We start from the raw sequence: 18,496 nt of genomic DNA on the forward strand, positions 1-18,496 counted from the left end.
CCGGCCGCCCGTGGCGCAGCCGTGCGCGAGCCGGCGCGGCCGTGCCGCATGCGGCGCCATCGCCGCCATCCTCGCGCCGACCCGTCGCCGGGCCGCATCAGGCGTTAAACTGCGCGCATGAGCGAAAGCAGCATCCCGATGACCAGCCACCGCCCCTACCTGTTGCGGGCGCTGTACGAATGGATCGCCGACAACGGCATGACCCCGCACCTGCTGGTGGACGCCACGCGTCCGGCGGTGCAGGTGCCGGCGCACGCGGTCAAGGACGGCAAGATCGTGCTCAACGTCGCCGCGCGCGCCGTGTCGCACCTGGAGATGGGCAACGACTTCATCCGCTTCAGCGCGCGCTTCGGCGGCGTCAGCCACCCGGTCTCGGTGCCGGTCGGCGCGGTGCTGGCGATCTATGCGCGCGAGACCGGCCAGGGCATGGCCCTGCCGGAAGACGCGAACCTGGAAGACGCCGCGCTCGACGACGACGCCGACACCCCGGAGGCGTCCTCGCCGCCGCAACTCAGCGCGGTGCCCAGCGACCCCGCGCCGGAAGGCGACGACGACGGCCCGCCCAGCCCGACCCCGACTCCGCGCCGCGGCGGGCACCTGCGCATCGTCAAATAGGCCGTGCGGGCGCCGCCTCGTCGGCGCCGCTCGCGCAGCCCCAACGCACATGTCGCCACGCCCGCTCCCTGTGTAGGAGCGGCGCAAGCCGCGACCGCGCCACCACGAACGCGGCGAACGCCCCGCATCCGCTGATCCCCGCTGCCGTCATTCCGGCGAACGCCGGAACCCATTTTGATTTTGCCGCGGCAGGCCGCGCGCGTAGCCCCAGGCTCACAACGTCGCCACGCATGCTCGCTGTAGGAGCGGCGCAAGCCGCGACCGCGCCACCACGAACGCGGCGAACGCCCCGCATCCGCTAATCCCCGCTGCCGTCATTCCGGCGAACGCCGGAACCCATTTTGATTCTGCCGTTGCAGGCCGCTCGCGTAGCCCAAGCGCACAACGTCACCTCGCATGCTCCCTGTAGGAGCGGCGCAAGCCGCGACCGCGCCACCGCGACCGCGGCGGACGCCCCGCATCCGGTAATCCCACCTGCCGTCATTCCGGCGAACGCCGGAACCCATTTTGATTTTGCCGTTGCAGTCCCGTGCACGTCGCGCAAGCGCCACGGTGAAATGGATTCCGGCGTTCGCCGGAACGACGGCAGGAGGGGTTACGGGAATGCCGGAGCAGCAAGCAGCGCATGTCGAACGCGCGCGTTGAGCGGGCGCGCGGTAGCTGTGGGGGCGCGGTCGCGGCTTGCGCCGCTCCTACAGAGGCTATCGCGGCAGCGCCGCGTGCGGCTCAGTGCAACTGCGCCGGCTCGCGCGTGACCGGGCCGCTGAAGGCGACCAGCCGGTCGCCGCGCAGGACCAGCCGGCCGACATGGCGGTCTTCGCCGTCGATGGAGTAGTCGAAGCGGAAGGTGCGCTCGAAGCCGAGCCAGCCGCTCTCGCGGCGGATCACCCGCAGGCCGAACGCGTGCACGCTCTGGTCGAGCCATTGCACCCCGGCCGCGCGGCAGGCGTCGCGGCCGACGACTTCGGCGCGTTCGGCGGCGGCGCGGCCGGCGCTCCAGAACGAGAACGCGGCGGCGCCGACGATCATCAGCAGGATCAAGGTAGGCATGACGTTTTCTTGGCGGCGAAGGCGGCGCTACGCAAGGGGACAGCGCGCCGGATCAGCCCGGCGGCGGCCCGAGCTTCAGCGAAAGATCGATGGCGCGCACATGTTTGGTGAGCCCGCCGATGGAGATGCAGTCCACGCCGTCTTCGGCGATCGCGCGCAGGCCGTCGAAGTCGACGCCGCCGGAGACTTCCAGCGGGATGCGCCCGTCGAACGGCGCGGCGCGCGCGATCCGCACCGCCTCGCGGCGGGCCTCGGCGTCGAAGTCGTCGATGAGGATGCGGTCGCAGCCTTCGGTCAGCGCCTCGCGCAGCTGCGCCAGGGTCTCGACCTCGACGATCAGCGGCAGCCCGGGGTGGCGCTCGCGCGCGTGGCGGATCGCCGCGACCAGCGAGCCGGCGGCGCGGATGTGGTTTTCCTTGAGCATCACCGCATCGAACAAACCGATGCGGTGGTTGACCCCGCCGCCGCAGCGCACCGCGTACTTCTGCGCCAGGCGCAGGCCGGGCAGGGTCTTGCGGGTGTCGAGGATGCGGGTGCCGGTACCGGCGACCGCGGCCACGTACTGGGCGGTGACGGTGGCGGTGCCCGACAGGGTCTGCAGGAAATTCAGCGAGGCGCGCTCGGCGCTGACCAAGGCGCGCGAGCGTCCGCGCAAGGTCGCCAGCACCGTGCCCTTGGCCACCGCGTCGCCCTCGGCGACTTTCCAGTCGATCTCGACCTGCGGGTCGAGCGCGCGATGGCAGGCGTCGAACCACGGCCGGCCGCAGATCACCGCGTCTTGCTTGCACAGCAGGTAGGCGATGTCGGCGCTGTCGGGCAGCAGGTCGGCGGTGACGTCGCCGCTGCCGAGGTCTTCGGCCAGGGCGTCGGCGACATCGGCCTCGATTTCGGCCGCCGGCGGCGGGGTCAGGTCGCGGGCGGCGGCGTTCATGCGGCGGGGAAACCCTCGACCTGGGCCGTGGCCAGGGCGTTTTCGGCGTCCAGCAGCGGGATGCCGTCGTCGACGATGTAGACGGTCTTGCGGTCGCGGGTGACCAGCGCCTCGCGCAGCGCCTGGGTCTGGGCGTCGCCGCTGCCGCGGACCACGCCGCCGCGGGCGATGGCGGCGTTCAGCGCCTGCAGCCCGCGGCCGTCGAGCGGGAACAGCGGTTGCCGGGTGGTGGGGCAGACGAGCAGGTCGAGCAGTTTGCGATCCATACGGTTTGGTGCCGGTACGACGGGACAGGGCGCTAGAATACGTCTTTGCGCCAAGGCACGTCCCATGTCCCCAGCCCAGAGTTCCGCCTCCGCCTCTCCCGCCCCGCTCGTGGGCATCGTCATGGGCTCGCGCTCGGACTGGGAGACCATGCAGCACGCCGCCGCCAAGCTCGAAGCCCTGGGCGTGCCGCACGAGGTGCGGGTGGTGTCCGCGCACCGCACCCCGGACGTGCTGTTCCAGTACGCCGAATCGGCGGCCGCGCGCGGCCTGCGCGCGATCGTCGCCGGCGCCGGCGGCGCCGCCCACCTGCCGGGCATGCTGGCGTCGAAGACCGCGGTGCCGGTGCTCGGCGTGCCGGTGCAGTCCAAGGCGCTCAACGGCATGGATTCGCTGCTGTCGATCGTGCAGATGCCGGCCGGCATCCCGGTGGCGACCTTCGCCATCGGCAACGCCGGCGCCGCCAACGCCGCGCTGTTCGCCGCCGCCCTGCTGGCGCCGGAATACCCGGCCATCGGCGCGGCGCTGGGCGCGTTTCGCGCGCGCCAGACCGACGACGTGCTGGCCAACGACGACCCGCGCCAATGACCACCGTCGGCATCCTCGGAGGCGGGCAGCTGGCCCGCATGCTGGCGCTGTCGGGCGCCCCGCTGGGCCTGCGCTTCCTGGTCCTGGACAACACCGCCGACGCCTGCGCCGGCCAGTTCGCGCCGATGGTGGTGGGCGACTACACCGATCAGGCCGCGCTGGCCGAGTTCGCCTCGAAGATCGACGTGGCCACCTTCGATTTCGAGAACGTGCCGGCCGAATCGGCGCGCTGGCTGGCCGAGCGCCGGCCGGTGTTCCCGAGCCCGCGCGCGCTGGCCGTGGCGCAGGACCGCCTGGCCGAGAAGACCCTGTTCCGCGAACTCGGCATCCCGGTGCCCGATTTCGCGCCGATCGATTCGCGCGCCGGCCTCGACGCCGCGCTGCAGTCCATCGGCACCCCGTGCATCCTCAAGACCCGGCGCCTGGGCTACGACGGCAAGGGCCAGTTCCGGATCAAGACCCCGGCCGACGCCGAGGCGGCCTGGGCCGCGCTCGGCGCCCAGGCCGAAACCGTCGGCCTGATCCTGGAAGGCTTCGTGCGTTTCGAGCGCGAGCTGTCGGTGGTCGCCGTGCGCGGCCGCGACGGCGAATTCCGCGCCTGGCCGCTCACCGAGAACTGGCACGTCGACGGCGTGCTCTCGGCCAGCCTCGCGCCGGCCGCTGCCGACGCCGCGCTGGTGGCGACCGCGGTCGCGCACGCGCGCAAGCTCGGCGAAGCGCTCGACTACGTCGGCGTGTTCGCGCTGGAACTGTTCTGCCGCGACGGCGTGCTGCTGGCCAACGAGCTGGCGCCGCGCGTGCACAACTCCGGCCACTGGACCATCGAAGGCGCGGAGACCTCGCAATTCCAGAACCATCTGCGCGCCGTGCTCGGCCTGCCGCTGGGCGACACACGCATGCTCGGCCACGCCTGCATGCTCAACTGGATCGGCGCGATGCCCGACGCCGCGCCGGTGCTGGCCGAAGCCGGCGGGCACTGGCACGACTACGGCAAGTCGCCGCGCGAAGGACGCAAGGTCGGGCATGCGACGCTGCGCGGCGACAGCGCGGCCGAGCTCGCCGAGGCCTTGCGCCGGGTCGGCGCGGCCTTGGGGCGCGAGGAGCAGGTCGCGCCGGTGATCGAACGCCTGCGCTGAGCGATGCCGACCTGGTTGACGCGGCCGCACCGCGCGCCGCCGCTGGCGCGCTGGGGCGGCGCCGCTTTCATGGCGTTCGTGGTCGGCGGCGTCGCCGGCATGCTGTGCGTGGAGGGCGAACTCAACGGCGGTCTCGCCCAGGCCGTGAGTTGGCTGTGGCTGCCGTGGTTGCTGATGGTGGCCGCGTTCGTCGGCCGCTATTGGCGCTGGCTGTGCGAACGCCAGCGGCGCGCCTGGCGGGTGCTGGGCGGCGCGGTCGCGGTGTATCTGATGGGCTTGCTGATGGGCTGGCCGTATCTCGCGGTAGTCAACGCGATCGGCGATCGCGGTCCGCTGCGCCTGGCCGGGCCGGTGCTGAGCAAGCGGGTCGTTTCCAGCCGCCGTTCGGACGCGCACGTGCTGAGCTTCCGCGACGGCGGCAGCGGCCGCGAGATCGAAATGGTCGTGAGCTCGGCGCTGTTCGGCGAAGTCGCGGTCGGCGACCGCCTGGCTTGCGATCTGCGCCAGGGCTGGCTCGGTTTCAACTATCGCTGGCGCTTCGGCGACAGCGCGCCGGCGTGTTCGTTGGCGACGCGGCGCGGCTGATCCCGATGCGCGCGCCGCGGATCTGCGGCGACGGCGCGGGTCAGTCCGGGCCGGTTCGGCCCGGCAGCGTCGCGGCGGCGACGGTCTCGGCCGCGCGTTCGTTCGCCAGCCTGCGCATCTGCACCATCAACCCGATCGTGTAGACCAGCGAATAGCCGATCAACACCGCCGCCATGCCCATCGTCAGCGCGCTCGGCGCCTGCGCCGCGGCGAAGCCTTCGTGGGTGTAGCGCCAGGCCATGCGGCCGAGCAGCAGGACGGTCAACGCGCCGCCGATCCACGGGTTCGGCGTGTAGGTACGGCGGCCGTCGCGCCAGGCGACGTGGGTGTGCTTGAGCGCGAGCAGGCCGAGCGGCGCGCCCAGCGCCGCGCCGATGCCCAGGCCGAGCGCCAGGTGCGGCATCGCCGCGCCGGCGACGCACAGCAGCGCCGCGACCAGGGCCAGGATGCCGAGCCGGATCCCGCTGCGCACCGGCCGCCACGGCTGCACGCCGAAGTTGCGGCGGATGCGGCGGTAGATCAGCAGCATCGACAGCGCGGGTAGCCAGTACGGGGCGGTGGCGGCGATCGGCGAGGCCATGGGGCGGGGTTCCGGTGGCCGCGGTGCGCGGCTGGATGAGCTTGCGCGCGTGGGGTGGGGCGCTGCAAGCGGGCGTGTTGCGGGCGGGTGGTTTGCGCGGGCTGACGGTGGGGGGCGTCGGTTGGCGGGGTGGCGCGGTCGCGGCTTGCGCCGCTCCTACAGGGGGCGCAGGGGGATTCGCCGATAACAAAAAACGGCCGGGTTTCCCCGGCCGTTTCGGCATTGCGGCGACGCGGCGGCTTACTTGAGGTTGGACGCCACGAAGTCCCAGTTGACCAGGTTCCAGAACGCCTCGACGTACTTCGGGCGGGCGTTGCGGTAGTCGATGTAGTAGGCGTGTTCCCACACGTCGCAGGTCAGCAGCGCGGTGTCTTCGCCGGTCAGCGGGGTGGCGGCGTTGGGGGTGCTGACCAGGGCCAGCGAGCCGTCCGGACGCTGCACCAGCCAGCCCCAGCCCGAGCCGAAGGTGCCGACCGCGGTCTTGGTGAACTCTTCCTTGAACTTGGCGAAGTCGCCGAAGGCCTTGTTGATGAGTTCGGCCAGCTTGCCGGTCGGCTCGCCGCCGCCCTTGGGCGACAGGCAGTTCCAATAGAAGGTGTGGTTCCAGATCTGGGCGGCGTTGTTGAACATGCCGCCCTGCGACTTCTTGATGATCTCTTCCAGCGACAGCGAGGCGAACTCGGTGCCTTCGATCATCTTGTTGAGGTTGTCGACGTAGGCCTTGTGGTGCTTGCCGTAGTGGTAGTCGATGGTCTCGGCCGAGATGGTCGGCTCCAGCGCGGTGCGGTCGTAGGGCAGGGCAGGCAATTCGATGGCCATTGGCGGGCTCCTGGAGTTCGAGGGGGCTGGCTAGCGGAGGGCGCCGCGGCCGGCGGTCCCGACCCGGGACCGTGCGGTCGTGGACCGTTGGGTTCCGGGAGCGGACGCGTCGGCGACGCCGCGAAGGCTTACAATTCACATTCTATCCCCACCCAAGGTTGCCGAACCGTCAAACTCGGCAACAAACCTTGTCAGGAGCAGTACCCATGTCGGTTATCGAACGGATCCAGACCGAGGTCGAGTCCCATCCGGTCGTGTTGTTCATGAAGGGCACCGCGCAGTTCCCGATGTGCGGCTTTTCCAGCCGCGCGGTGCAGGCGCTGAAGGCCGCGGGCGCCACTTCGCTGCACACGGTCAACGTGCTGGAAGATCCGGAAATTCGCGCCAACCTGCCGCGCTATTCGAATTGGCCGACCTTCCCGCAGCTCTTCATCCACGGCGAGCTGATCGGCGGTTGCGACATCACCCTGGAGCTGTACGAGTCCGGCGAGCTGGCGCGCATGATCAGCGAGACCCAGTCGCAGTGACCCAGGCCGCCGCCCGTACTGGCGATTCCCAGGCCGGCGCGCTGGCCGGCCGGGTGGTGCTGGTCACCGGCGCCGCCGGCGGCCTCGGCTCGGCCGCTTCGGTGGCCTGCGCCGCCGCCGGCGCCACCGTGGTCCTGCTCGGGCGCAAAGTGCCTAAGTTGAACCGGATCTACGACGCGGCGGCCCAGGCCGGGCCCGAGCCGCTGCTGTATCCGCTCGACCTGGAAGGCGCCCAGCCCGACGACTACGCCGAGATGGCGCAGCGGATCGAATCCGAACTCGGCCGCCTCGACGGCGTGCTGCACTGCGCCGCCGATTTCCCCGGCCTGACCCCGCTGATGCAGACCGACCCGGCCGCGTTCGCGCGCGCCGTGCACATCAACCTGACCGCGCCGTGGTGGCTGTCGCAGGCCTGTTTGCCGCTGCTGGCCAAGGCCGGCGACGCCGCGCTGGTGTTCGCCCTCGACGATCCCAAGCGGGTCGGCCAGGCGTACTGGGGCGGCTACGGCGCGGCCCAGCACGGGCTCGCCGCGCTGGTCGGGATCCTGCACGCCGAGCTGGCCAATTCCAGCGTGCGCGTGTCCGGCCTGCGTCCGGGGCCGATGCGCACGCCGCTGCGCGCGCGCGCCTACGTCGAAGAAAGCGACCGCTCCGCGCGCGAGCCGGCGGCCTACGCCGCGGCCTGCGTTTCGCTGCTGTCGGCCGAAGGCGCGGCGCATCGCGGCTCGGTCTGGACGCCGGACGCCTGAGGCCGCGCCATGACCATCGCTTCGGCCGCGCTGCTGCTGTTCATCATCCTCGACCCGCTCGGCAACATCCCGGTGTTCCTGAGCCTGCTGCGCGGGCTGCCGCCCAAGCGCCAGCGCATCGTGCTCGCGCGCGAACTGCTGATCGCGCTGGGCGTGCTGATGCTGTTCCTGTGGGGCGGCAAGTATGCGCTGGAGCTGATGCACCTGCGCCAGGAGTCGGTGTCGATCGCCGGCGGCATCGTCCTGTTCCTGATCGGCATCCGCATGATCTTCCCGCCGCCGGAAGGGCTGATGGGCGAGATCCCCGACGGCGAGCCCTTCATCGTGCCGATGGCGATCCCGCTGGTCGCCGGCCCCTCGGGCATGGCCGCGGTGATGCTGATGGGCAGCAACGACCCCGCGCGCCTGGGCGACTGGAGCCTGGCGCTGATGATCGCCTGGGGCGCGACCGCGGCGATCCTGTTCTCGGCCACCATCCTCTACAAGTTGCTCGGCCGGCGCGCGCTGATCGCGATCGAGCGGCTGATGGGCATGCTGCTGGTGGCGATTTCGGTGCAGATGATCCTCGACGGCCTCGGCGCCTACCTGCCGGGTCCGCCGTGAGCGCCGGCCGCTAGCGTCGGCCGCGAGGCTGCTGCAGCGCTCGCGACGGCTTGAAGGCGCGGCGGGAGCCGCGCCGGTTCCGACGAACGGTTATGCCCGCACCGGCCCGCGCCGGCGAGGGCGGGGCGGCCGTTCGCGATTTCGAGTGGCGTAGTTGTGCCAGGGTGCTGTCGCCCGGCGCCCATTCGCACCCGCATGGGCAGGGGCTTCGGGCGCGGCTTATACAACTTTGCGCTGCATGGCAGTTCAGGTGTGCACGCAGTCACCGTGTGACAAGGCTTGATGCCGGTCACGTCTCTGTCACACACCCTGCCTAGCCTGTTAAACTGCTGTTAACCCCGGCGGCCACGGCGCCGCGCGGGTCTAGGGGCTAGCCAATAACGCAGGTCTGGACCGGCAGCGGCGCGAAGCCGCGCCCGCCGACCTTCTCCGCCACGCATTCCACTGTACCGAGGCCATCGTAATGACCTATCAGAACCGCGTCCGCATGTCCAAGCTCACGCTTGGCCTGCTCGCCGTCTTCGCCACCGCTCCGGTCTTCGCCCAGAGCAACGCCGCCGGTATCGCCGGCCGCGTCCTCGGCGCCGACGGCCAGCCGGTCGCCAACGCCGAAGTGACGATCACCCACACGGAATCGGGCACCGTCAGCCGCGCCACCACCGACGCCGACGGCCGCTACAACGCCCGCGGCCTGCGCGTGGGCGGCCCGTACACGGTCACCATCAACAAGGAAGGCGCCGGCGCCGGCAGCCAGGACGGGGTCTACCTCAACCTGGACAAGGTCAACAACGTCGACGTCTCGCTGAACAACTCGGTCACCACCCTGGGCGCGGTCCAGGCGGTCGCCGCGGTCGGCTCGGAAGTGTTCTCGGCCAACAAGATGGGCGCCGGCTCGGTGGTCACCCGCCAGCAGCTCGAGCAGATGCCGACCATCAACCGCAACCTGCAGGACTTCGTCCGCCTCGACCCGCGCGTGGTCCAGACCGACAAGTCGCGCAACGAGATCTCGGTCGGCGGCCAGAACCCGCGCTACAACGTCATCCGCGTCGACGGCGTCAGCACCAACGACTCCTTCGGCCTCGGCGGCAACGGCCTGCCGACCCCGAAGCAGCCGTTCTCGATGGACGTCATCGACGAAGTCTCCATCGACGTCGCCAACTACGACGTCACCATCGCCGGCGGCACCGGCGGCGTGATCAACGCCGTCACCAAGTCGGGCACCAACGACTTCCACGGCTCGGTCTACGGCGTCTACCGCGACAACGACTGGTCGGGCAAGAATTCGGCCGACGTGCGTCCGAAGCTGTTCGACACCGAAAGCACCTACGGCGGCACCTTCGGCGGCCCGCTGATCAAGGACAAGCTGTTCTTCTTCGCCAACTACGAGAAGTACACCGGCAAGGAACTGTTCACCGGCAACTCCAGCTTCGGTCCTCCGGGCTCGGGCGCCAACAACATCGTCAACATCACCCCGGCCCAGATCGCCGAGATCATCGACATCTCCAAGAACGTCTGGGGCTTCGATCCGGGTAGCCTGTCGCTGCCGTCGCTCGACACCAAGAGCGAGGAATACGGCCTGAAGATCGACTGGAACATCAGCGATAAGCACCGCGCCAACTTCCGCTACGCGCAGAGCAAGCAGAGCACCGCGTTCCTGCAGGGCTTCGGCAGCAACTCGCTGGCGCTGAGCACCTACCACTACGTGCAGGACTTCGAGTTCAAGACCTACACCGCGCAGCTGTTCAGCGACTGGACCGACAACTTCTCCACCGAAGCCAAGGTCTCGTACCGCGACTACTCCGCCGTGCGCAACCCGCAGTTCGACCTGCCGGCGATCGGCGTGCGCGTGGGCAGCAACACCCTGAACTTCGGCACCGAAGAGAACACCCAGGCCAACATCCTCGAGACCAAGACCTGGAACGGCTTCTTCGCCGGCAACCTGTTCCTGGGCGAGCACACCGTCAAGTTCGGCGCCGACTACGAGTCGAACGAGGTCTACAACCTGTTCGGCCGCCGCATCAACGGCGTCTACACCTTCAACTCGATCGCCAACTACCGCGCCGGCGTTTCCAGCCGTTACCAGCTATTTGCCCCGCGCGGCGGCGACCTGGACAACATGGCTGCCGGGTTCACTCAGAAGAATCTCGGCCTGTTCCTGCAGGACACGTGGGCGCTCACCGACCGCCTGACCCTGACCTTCGGCGTGCGCTACGATCGCGCCATGGTCGACGACAAGCCGACCTATAACGCGGCCGCGTCGAACCTGTTCGGCGTGCGCAACGACAACACCATCGACGGCAGCGATCTGTGGCAGCCGCGCTTCGGCTTCAATTACACCTTCGACAGCGAGCGTCCGACCCAGCTGCGCGGCGGCATCGGCCTGTTCAAGGGCGGTTCGCCGACCGTGTGGCTGGCCAATCCGTACTCCAATAACGGTCTGTCGTACACCGACTATCTCGTCCAGAACGGCATCACCAAGTTCAGCCCGGACCCGGCCGCTCAGCTGACCCTGTTCAATCCCACCGGCGCCGGCCAGCAGTCGGTCGACTTCCTCGAGAAGGATCTGAGCCTGCCGTCGGTGTGGAAGGCCAACCTGGCGTTCGATACCGAACTGCCGTGGTACGGCATCGTCGCTGCGGTGGAAGGCGTGGTCACCAAGGTCGAGGACGCCTTGTACTACCAGCAGCTCAACCTCGGTGCGGTGCAGCGCGTCGGCCAGGATGGCCGCAACATCTACTGGAATACCGCTGGCCAGAGCCGGCTGAGCTGGAACCAGGACGGCAGTGCGTGCTTGCGCGACACGGGCCTGGCCGGTGGGCCGTCATGCCTCAACAGCGGTACCAACGCGCGCGCCGGCCGTTCCACCGCCTACAACGACGCCATCATCGCCCGCAACACCTCCAAGGGTGAGAGCCAGCAGTTCACCGTTTCGTTGAACAAGCCGTTCAACAACAGCGATTGGGCCTGGGGCGTCGCGTACACCTACACCCACGCCACCGAAGTCAGCCCGCTGACCAGCTCGACCTCGAGCTCGCAGCTCGGCAACGTCGGCGTGTTCCAGGCCAACGAGGAAGTCGCCGCGCGCTCGGCCTACGAGATCCGCGATCGCTTCACCGCCAACGTCAATTGGAAGCACGCGTTCTTCGGCGACTACAACACCATCGTCTCGCTGGTGTACGAAGGTCGCTCGGGTCGTCCGTACAGCTACGCGTTCGACAACGACGCCAACGGCGACGGCCGTCTGAACGACCTGCTGTACATCCCGAAGGGCCTGGGCGACGTGCTGTTCGGCAGCGCCGGCGAAGAAGCGGCGTTCTGGAACTACGTCAACGGCAACGAGTACCTGCGCAGCCACCTGGGCCAGGTCGCCAAGCGCAACGATGTGCGCGGCAAGTGGGTCAACCAGTTCGACCTGCACATCGCGCAGGAGCTGCCGGGCTTCATGACCGGCCACAAGGCCGAGCTGGCCGTGGACATCATGAACGTCGGCAACCTGCTCAATAAGAAGTGGGGCCGCGTCGAAGAAGTGGCGTTCCCGGGCATGCGCGGCGTCGTCGAGTACGGCGGTATCGATCAGGCCACCGGCAAGTACGTCTACCGCTTCAACACCCCGGATCCCGAGCAGATCTACGACGAGAAGGGCATCTCGCGTTGGGCGGCTCAGGTGAGCTTCCGCTACCGCTTCTGATTTATGCGGTAGGACGAGTACGAAAAAAGGCCGGCGAATTCGCCGGCCTTTTTTTGTCTCAGGTATGCATATTTCGCCATGCTAGATTCGAGTCGAGTCGGTCGCGTCTTGGCGCGATGCGCTCAGGTCGATACGGATTCTGACTAATTCAAGGAGAAGTTCATGCGACTGTTCGAATGCAAGGGCATGGCCGTACATCGCAATTGGCTCGCTTCACTCGCTGCGACGGTTATGGCGGCTCTGCTGGTGCTGGCCTCGAGCGTTGTTCCGGGAAGTCCGGCCGGTTCCGTTCATGCTGCTGAAAAGGAAAAAACTTTCTGCGAACTTCATCCGTACGATGTGACTTGTACGGGCGCTACCTGCGACATCTACACGGAGTACTGCCCGCCGTGGTCGGGCGGGCCTATCGGCGGCGGCGGTGAGGGGTGGAACAACTGGTATGTCCCCCGTAATACCGATAATCCCTATGCATATGTGTCCTGTGCCGGAAGTTCGTATGCGGAAAGAAAGGCTTATGTGCTGAATGCCGTGCAGGCTTACATGCCTGTGCTCTCGACGCAGATCGGCGACGGGGACTACACCGTTGTCACGTTCGCTGATGGGCTGGCTCGCGCGTACCTCTATCATTCACAGGAGGCGACCCATCCGCTCAATGGCGGTTATCCACTTGAGGCGGACGAGCGCTTTTGTCAGACGCCTTGACGATGCGTGCGGTGCTGGCGACGGCACGGCAGGGCTTTTAATGTAAACGGCGGCCGGGTGCCCTCCGGCCGCCTTCGTTTTATGAGGGAGTTCGATCCAGGTAGGAGCAAGACGGCGTCTACCGGTGGGAGGGCCTCTTATTTAGTCTCCGGACGGCAAACGGGAGCACCCTCCGGGTCGGCCCGCAAGCTGCTAAAGTTCCGACACTAAACGATGAAAACGACAGAGAAACCCGCAATGACCGCACCCCCCACCGCGACCGTCCTGCCGACGGTCAACGCACGCATCTACCCCAAGGGCGGGCTCGACGTCCTGTCCCGCGACGAGGTCGCGCGCCTGCGCGACGCCTCCACCGGCATGCACGACCTGCTGCGCCGCTGCGCCCTGGCGGTGCTGACCAGCGGCAGCGCCTCCGACGACCCGCGCGCCGCGCGCGAGCTGTATCCGGATTTCGACATCGAAGTGCATCAGCAGGACCGCGGCATGCGCATCGACCTGACCCGCGCCCCGGCGATGGCCTTCGTCGACGGCGAGATCATCCGCGGCGTGGCCGAGCTGCTGTTCGCCGTGGTCCGCGACCTGGCCTACACCGCGATCGAGCTCGGCAAGGGCGGCGGCCGCGACCTGGAATCCAGCGACGGCCTCACCGATTCGGTGTTCGGCCTGCTGCGCAACGCCCGGATCCTGCACCCGGCCGATCCGAACCTGGTGGTGTGCTGGGGCGGCCACTCGATCTCGCGCGACGAGTACATCTACACCAAGCAGGTCGGCTACGAGCTGGGCCTGCGCGGCCTGGACATCTGCACCGGCTGCGGCCCGGGCGCGATGAAGGGCCCGATGAAGGGCGCGACCATCGCTCACGCCAAGCAGCGCCGCCGCGCGATGCGCTACATCGGCATCACCGAGCCGGGCATCATCGCCGCCGAGTCGCCGAACCCGATCGTCAACCACCTGGTGATCATGCCGGACATCGAGAAGCGCCTGGAGGCCTTCGTCCGCATGGGCCACGGCATCATCGTGTTCCCGGGCGGCGTGGGCACCGCCGAGGAGATCCTGTACCTGCTCGGCATCCTGCTGCGCGAGGAGAACGCCGGCCTGCCGTTCCCGCTGATCCTGACCGGCCCGACCGCGTCGGCGCCGTACTTCGAGCAGATCGACAAGTTCCTGCGCCTGACCCTGGGCGAGGTCGCGACCCAGCGCTACGAGATCATCGTCGGCGACCCCGAGCGCGTCGCCCGCGCCATGTCGCACGGCATCCGCAAGGTGCGCGAGTACCGCATCGAGCACAAGGACTCGTTCTTCTTCAACTGGTCGATCGACATCCCGCTGGCGTTCCAGAAGCCGTTCGTGCCGACCCACGAGGCGATGGCCGCGCTGGACCTGCACCACGGCCGCAAGCCGCACGAGCTGGCCGCGGATCTGCGCCGGGCGTTCTCGGGCATCGTCGCCGGCAACGTCAAGGAAGACGGCATGCGCCGGATCGAGCAGTTCGGGCCGTTCGAGATCCACGGCGACCCGGACATGATGCAGTCGCTGGACGAACTGCTGCGCGCCTTCGTCGAGCAGCGGCGGATGAAGATCGCCGGCGAGTACCGCCCCTGCTACCGCGTCGTGACCTGAACGGGTATGATGTCGGGCTCCGGCGGCAACGCGCTTTCCTGATCCGAAAGTGTTGACGCCGGGGTGCTGAATCAGCATCATATGCAGCCCCGCCCGAATAGCTCAGCCGGTTAGAGCACTTGACTGTTAATCAGGGGGTCGTTGGTTCGAGTCCAACTTCGGGCGCCAAATTCGAGAAGGCCGCGAGCGATCGCGGCCTTCTTTTTTGTCTGCCGTTTTCCCGCTCCGTGGAATCCGGCCACCGCTCCCGGGTTTCGCCGCGCGCCGCCGATGGACGTTCGAGCCGCGCGCTTTGTCTGGCCGCTAGGTTCCGACGCGCTGCAGTCGAGCTCTCGTCGAGGCATGCACGATGGTCGCGAGTCCAGCGTGCCGATCGCGCAGGCGGCTCGGGAGCGGAGCGACGACGCGATCGCACAGGACCGATTCGCCATTCGCGCGGGTTCGGTTCGCGATCTCACCCGTCGACGCGGCATTGCGCCAACTCCGCCGCCTGCGCATCGCGCGTCGCAAACCCGCGGCCGTTGCGATAGCGCAGCACCCAGCCGCGTGGCGGCCCGCGCAGGTCGCACAGCAGCAGCGGCGCGTCGTGGCCGACCCGCCCGGTGCCGGGTTCGAAGCGGATCGGTCCTGCCCGGCCGAGCGCGCGCAGGCGCAGGTACGAGGGCAGAGGAAGCTGGCGCCGCAGCAGTTCGTCGCCCTCGTTGAGGTGGCGGCTGCGGTCGTTGTCGGCGAAGCCCATCAGGCCGCGGCTCCAGTCGATGCCGGGGTCGCATTCGAAGTAGATCCAGCGCACCGGGCACAGCAGCACCGGCACCGCGCGGCGTTCGGCGTGGCGGGCGGCCTGGGCATACAGGCCGTTGAGGCCCCGGGCGAACGCCCGCGCCGGCGAATCGCCGAAGCTGGCGCCCGATCCCGGGCTCACCAGCAGGCTCAGCAGATTCGCCAGCAGAAATGCAGCGAAGAACTCGTAAGCGTCCAACTTATTGATTCGCATGGGCCATTCCCTTGGCGGATGCGCGGCGTGCTTGGGAGGCACAGCTTCGCCGGGGAGCGCCCGGGACGACCAGCGGCGCAGGGCGCGACCGTCGGTAAGGCTAAGGCGTGACGCCTGTCGGACTATTCTTAGGCTCAAAAACCACTGACCGACTCCGCCTGACCGCTCGTCGGTGTGGCACCTTTTTGAGGTAATTCCGACTGTTAGCATCCTTCCCGTCTTGTATGGGGAAGAGATCGCTCATGAGCCGTCGTCGGCGAGCTGGTTTCACGTTGATCGAATTGCTGGTGACCGTCGCGGTCGCCGCGATCCTGCTGGCCCTGGCCCTGCCGTCGTTCACTGCGGCGTTGCGGTCCAACCGGGTCAGCTCGGCCACCAATCTGACCCTGGCCTCGTTGAACCTGGCCCGCGCCGAGGCGCTGCGCAGCAAGACCAGCGCGCGGGTCTGTCCGGCGCCGGTGTCCGGCAAGGCCTGCGGCAGCGACTGGAGCCGCGGCCTGCTGATCTGGACCGACGAGAACAACGACAAGAACCGGCAGGACACCGAGGTCAAGCGCATCGTCGATACGCCGCGCGACATCCAGATTTCGATGGACCCGGCCAGCACCAGCGAGATCGTCTTCGACGACCGCGGCCGCACCTTCAACCGCACCAGCTACACGGTCGTGATCAAGCCGTCGGTGTGCAAGAGCAACGAAGAGACCAAGCGCTCGATCTCCGTCAGCGGCGTCGGCCGGGTCCAGGTCAAGCGGGAGAAATGCGTATGAAGCGCGTGGCTATGCGAGGCGGTCCGTCCGCGCCGGCGCGGATGCGCGGCCTGAGCCTGATCGAGGTGCTGATGAGCGTGCTGGTGCTCGGCCTGGGCCTGCTCGGCCTGGCGATGCTGCAGACGACCAATCTGCGCCTGGCCCAGAGCAGCAACCAGCGCACGATCGCGACCAATCTGTCGAACGACCTGCTCGACGACATCCGCACCAACCGTCTGGTGGCGACCAAGTACACCGGCACCTACAAGGCCGCCGACGTCACCGCCACCGCCTGCACCAAGATCGGCGCGATGACGCCCAAAGACCAGACCGACGAATTCGCCTGCAAGATGAAGCAGGCGCTGGGCGCCAGCGCGGTCGCCGTGGTCCAGGTCAACACCAGCACCGGCCGCGTGTCCATCCAGCTGGACTGGGACGACGCCAAGCGTTGGAAGGCGCTGGAAGGCGCCACTTCGTTCTCGATGGAGACCGCCCTGTGAAGCCGCACGTCCGTCCGCAATCGCGGTCCTCGCAAGCCGGTCTTTCGCTGATCGAACTGATGGTCGCGCTGCTGCTCAGCGGCCTGCTGCTGGTCGGCCTGGTGCAGATCTTCTCCGCCTCGCGCGCGTCCTACCAGATGGCCCAGGGCCTGGCGCGGGTGCAGGAAACCTCGCGCTTCGCCATCGACTACCTGCAGCGCGACGCGCGCATGGCCGGGCAGTTCGGTTGCGTCAACGACCAGGTCCACATCTACGCCGGCCACGGCATGTTCGGCGAACTGTTCCTGTCGGACCGCAACAACTACACCACGCTGCCGAACATCGCCAACAAGGAAGCGCTGAATTTCGACTTCTCGATCCAGGGTTTCGAGGCCAAGGGCTCGTCCTCGGGCGATACGGTAGACCTGACCGCCGCGACGCTGCCCGATGGCGCCGCCTCGGATTGGACCCCGGCGCTGCCGGCCAGCATGCTCGCGCTCAAGCCCGCGCCGATCAAGGGCAGCGACGTGCTGGCGCTGCGCTTCCTCTCGGCCGAAAGCGCCGACATCCTCAGCTTCACCCTGCCGGGCGAAGCCGGCCCGAACGCGACCATCAACGTCAATCCGACCCAGTGGCCGGTGTTGAAGAAGGATCTGGACAAGGGCGGGCTGTTCGGCCTCGCCGACTGCCGCCAGGTCGTGGTCTTCGCCGCTAATCAGGTCACCGAAGGCGCGACCGCGACGACGCTGACGATCGCCGCCAGCGGCGTCAACCAGAGCACCTTCGACGGCTCCGACACTTTCGCCCCGGGCCAGGCCCGCGTCTATCGCGCCGACAGCTTCGTCTATTACGTCGGCCTCAACGACCAGAAGCTGCCGTCGCTGTACCGCGCGCGCTACAACGTCGAGCCGGGCAGCGGCGCGATCACCCTGGCCGGCGGCGCGTCGGAACAGTTGGTCGACGGCGTGGAGAACCTGCAGTTGCTGTACGGCCAGGACTCGGTCACCGATGCGGGCAAGGCGCCGATCGGCCTGATCGAATCGACTCGCCGCGCCGACCAGCTGCTGCCGGCGGGCGACCAGCGCACCGCCTGGCAGCGCGTGGGCGCGATGCAGGTCGGCCTGCTGGTCAGCAGTTCCGACCCGGCGGCCTCGGGCCAGCGCGCCAGCTCGCCGCAGTCGCTGGGGGTGAGTTTCAAGCTGCCCAACGACGGCCGCTTCCGCACCACTTACGAAACCAGCATCGCGCTGCGCAACCGCCTGTATGGGAACTGAGGCCGCCATGAGCATCCATCGCCACCGCCGCACCGGCCGCAGCATCGCCGGCCCGCGCAGCCAACGCGGCGCCGTGCTGTACGTCGCGCTCATGATGCTGGTGCTGCTGGCGCTGATCGGCGTCACCGCGATGCAGGTCACCGGCCTGCAGGAACGCATGACCGCCAGCTACCGCTCGGCCAACCTGGCCTTCCAGGGCGCCGAAGGCCGCGCGCGCGAACGCGAGATCGCGATCGCCCGCCAGGTCAAGAGCAGCGGCGTGGAAGCCCTGCAGATCGATGCGCCGATCTGCAGCGCCGAGGGCTTCGATCCCAGCGGCTGGGCGGAAAACCTCAAATACGCCAATCCGCTGCCGGCCGACGCCAAGCTCAGCTACGTGCGCCGCATCGACGAATGCGTCAGCGCCGGCGGCAGCATCAGCTCCGGCAAGGAGCCGGTCAGCGAGAACACCAACCTGATCTTCCAGGTCACGGCCTACGCGGTCGACCGCGGCACGAATCCCGGCTCGGATTCGGTCATCGACACCATTTTCGTTCCCTGAGGAAC

Annotated in this window: 20 protein-coding genes and 1 tRNA gene; 15 read left to right on the forward strand and 6 right to left on the reverse strand. The window is 68.5% G+C overall.

Annotation, left to right across the window (positions count from 1 at the left end; all coding sequences use genetic code 11):
* Nucleotides 1-117: 117 nt before the first annotated feature.
* Nucleotides 118-615, forward strand: coding sequence for a ClpXP protease specificity-enhancing factor (locus A7A76_RS05880; RefSeq protein ID WP_241200754.1), 498 nt, complete (start codon nucleotides 118-120; stop codon nucleotides 613-615).
* Nucleotides 616-1,341: 726 nt separating this feature from the next.
* On the opposite strand, the gene A7A76_RS05885 is transcribed toward A7A76_RS05880, so the two are convergent.
* The 3 genes from A7A76_RS05885 to A7A76_RS05895 are packed head-to-tail and all read right to left on the reverse strand — an operon-like array spanning nucleotide 1,342 to nucleotide 2,862.
* A complete protein-coding gene (locus tag A7A76_RS05885) occupies nucleotides 1,342-1,665 on the reverse strand; it encodes a DUF3301 domain-containing protein (protein WP_206410320.1) in 324 nt (107 codons plus the stop codon).
* Nucleotides 1,666-1,717: 52 nt separating this feature from the next.
* Entirely contained in the window at nucleotides 1,718-2,596 is an 879-nt protein-coding gene (gene nadC / locus A7A76_RS05890; protein ID WP_206410321.1) for a carboxylating nicotinate-nucleotide diphosphorylase, read from the reverse strand.
* Entirely contained in the window at nucleotides 2,593-2,862 is a 270-nt protein-coding gene (locus tag A7A76_RS05895; RefSeq protein WP_074872389.1) for a Trm112 family protein, read from the reverse strand. Before A7A76_RS05895 ends, nadC begins: the two co-directional genes overlap by 4 nt.
* 64 nt (nucleotides 2,863-2,926) lie before the next feature.
* On the opposite strand from A7A76_RS05895, the gene purE reads away from it, so the two are divergent.
* Genes purE through A7A76_RS05910 form a run of 3 tightly spaced genes read left to right on the forward strand, consistent with a single transcriptional unit; the run spans nucleotide 2,927 to nucleotide 5,169 of the window.
* Nucleotides 2,927-3,448, forward strand: a complete 522-nt coding sequence (gene purE / locus A7A76_RS05900) for a 5-(carboxyamino)imidazole ribonucleotide mutase (RefSeq protein ID WP_206410322.1) — start codon at nucleotides 2,927-2,929, stop codon at nucleotides 3,446-3,448.
* Nucleotides 3,445-4,584 (forward strand): 5-(carboxyamino)imidazole ribonucleotide synthase, encoded by a 1,140-nt coding sequence (locus A7A76_RS05905; RefSeq protein ID WP_206410323.1) that lies wholly within the window; start codon nucleotides 3,445-3,447, stop codon nucleotides 4,582-4,584. The genes purE and A7A76_RS05905 overlap by 4 nt, the downstream gene beginning before the upstream one ends.
* A gap of 3 nt (nucleotides 4,585-4,587) precedes the next feature.
* Nucleotides 4,588-5,169 (forward strand): hypothetical protein, encoded by a 582-nt coding sequence (locus A7A76_RS05910; protein WP_206410324.1) that lies wholly within the window; start codon nucleotides 4,588-4,590, stop codon nucleotides 5,167-5,169.
* A 40-nt stretch (nucleotides 5,170-5,209) separates the two neighbouring features.
* On the opposite strand, the gene A7A76_RS05915 is transcribed toward A7A76_RS05910, so the two are convergent.
* Both A7A76_RS05915 and A7A76_RS05920 read right to left on the reverse strand, forming a co-directional pair.
* Entirely contained in the window at nucleotides 5,210-5,749 is a 540-nt protein-coding gene (locus tag A7A76_RS05915) for a hypothetical protein (protein ID WP_206410325.1), read from the reverse strand.
* Nucleotides 5,750-5,989: 240 nt separating this feature from the next.
* Complete coding sequence (locus tag A7A76_RS05920; RefSeq protein WP_057948399.1) at nucleotides 5,990-6,568, reverse strand: superoxide dismutase; 579 nt, start codon at nucleotides 6,566-6,568, stop codon at nucleotides 5,990-5,992.
* Between the two features lie 206 nt (nucleotides 6,569-6,774).
* Between A7A76_RS05920 and grxD the strand changes: the two genes are divergently transcribed.
* From grxD to A7A76_RS05955, 7 genes are all read left to right on the forward strand, one after another.
* Nucleotides 6,775-7,095 carry a Grx4 family monothiol glutaredoxin gene (gene grxD, locus A7A76_RS05925; RefSeq protein ID WP_074872401.1) on the forward strand — a complete coding sequence of 107 codons (321 nt, stop codon included), beginning with the start codon at nucleotides 6,775-6,777 and terminating at the stop codon, nucleotides 7,093-7,095.
* Nucleotides 7,092-7,844: an SDR family NAD(P)-dependent oxidoreductase gene (locus A7A76_RS05930; RefSeq protein WP_343225292.1), complete on the forward strand. Its 753-nt coding sequence runs from the start codon at nucleotides 7,092-7,094 to the stop codon at nucleotides 7,842-7,844. The genes grxD and A7A76_RS05930 overlap by 4 nt, the downstream gene beginning before the upstream one ends.
* Nucleotides 7,845-7,853: 9 nt before the next feature.
* The gene (locus A7A76_RS05935) at nucleotides 7,854-8,447 is read left to right on the forward strand and encodes a YhgN family NAAT transporter (protein WP_096377262.1); all 594 of its coding nucleotides are present in this window, start codon (nucleotides 7,854-7,856) and stop codon (nucleotides 8,445-8,447) included.
* Between the two features lie 487 nt (nucleotides 8,448-8,934).
* Entirely contained in the window at nucleotides 8,935-12,135 is a 3,201-nt protein-coding gene (locus A7A76_RS05940; RefSeq protein ID WP_428995093.1) for a TonB-dependent receptor, read from the forward strand.
* A 162-nt stretch (nucleotides 12,136-12,297) separates the two neighbouring features.
* On the forward strand, nucleotides 12,298-12,837 hold the full coding sequence (locus tag A7A76_RS05945) for a hypothetical protein (protein ID WP_206410327.1): 540 nt from the start codon (nucleotides 12,298-12,300) through the stop codon (nucleotides 12,835-12,837).
* Between the two features lie 237 nt (nucleotides 12,838-13,074).
* Nucleotides 13,075-14,457, forward strand: coding sequence for a nucleotide 5'-monophosphate nucleosidase PpnN (gene ppnN / locus A7A76_RS05950; RefSeq protein WP_206410328.1), 1,383 nt, complete (start codon nucleotides 13,075-13,077; stop codon nucleotides 14,455-14,457).
* Between the two features lie 91 nt (nucleotides 14,458-14,548).
* A tRNA-Asn gene (locus A7A76_RS05955) sits at nucleotides 14,549-14,625 on the forward strand.
* A 286-nt stretch (nucleotides 14,626-14,911) separates the two neighbouring features.
* Here A7A76_RS05955 and A7A76_RS05960 read toward each other — a convergent pair.
* Nucleotides 14,912-15,451: a GspH/FimT family protein gene (locus tag A7A76_RS05960; protein ID WP_206410329.1), complete on the reverse strand. Its 540-nt coding sequence runs from the start codon at nucleotides 15,449-15,451 to the stop codon at nucleotides 14,912-14,914.
* A gap of 242 nt (nucleotides 15,452-15,693) precedes the next feature.
* Between A7A76_RS05960 and A7A76_RS05965 the strand changes: the two genes are divergently transcribed.
* From A7A76_RS05965 to A7A76_RS05980, 4 genes are read left to right on the forward strand one after another with little or no spacing between them, the layout of a single operon-like run.
* The gene (locus A7A76_RS05965) at nucleotides 15,694-16,218 is read left to right on the forward strand and encodes a GspH/FimT family pseudopilin (protein WP_206410330.1); all 525 of its coding nucleotides are present in this window, start codon (nucleotides 15,694-15,696) and stop codon (nucleotides 16,216-16,218) included.
* Between the two features lie 11 nt (nucleotides 16,219-16,229).
* On the forward strand, nucleotides 16,230-16,697 hold the full coding sequence (gene pilV, locus A7A76_RS05970) for a type IV pilus modification protein PilV (RefSeq protein ID WP_206410331.1): 468 nt from the start codon (nucleotides 16,230-16,232) through the stop codon (nucleotides 16,695-16,697).
* Nucleotides 16,694-17,950 (forward strand): PilW family protein, encoded by a 1,257-nt coding sequence (locus tag A7A76_RS05975; RefSeq protein ID WP_206410332.1) that lies wholly within the window; start codon nucleotides 16,694-16,696, stop codon nucleotides 17,948-17,950. Before pilV ends, A7A76_RS05975 begins: the two co-directional genes overlap by 4 nt.
* Nucleotides 17,951-17,957: 7 nt before the next feature.
* Entirely contained in the window at nucleotides 17,958-18,491 is a 534-nt protein-coding gene (locus A7A76_RS05980; protein WP_206410333.1) for a pilus assembly PilX family protein, read from the forward strand.
* Nucleotides 18,492-18,496: the final 5 nt, after the last annotated feature.

It is taken from the genome of Lysobacter enzymogenes (assembly GCF_017168095.1).
Lineage (GTDB): Bacteria > Pseudomonadota > Gammaproteobacteria > Xanthomonadales > Xanthomonadaceae > Lysobacter > Lysobacter enzymogenes_D.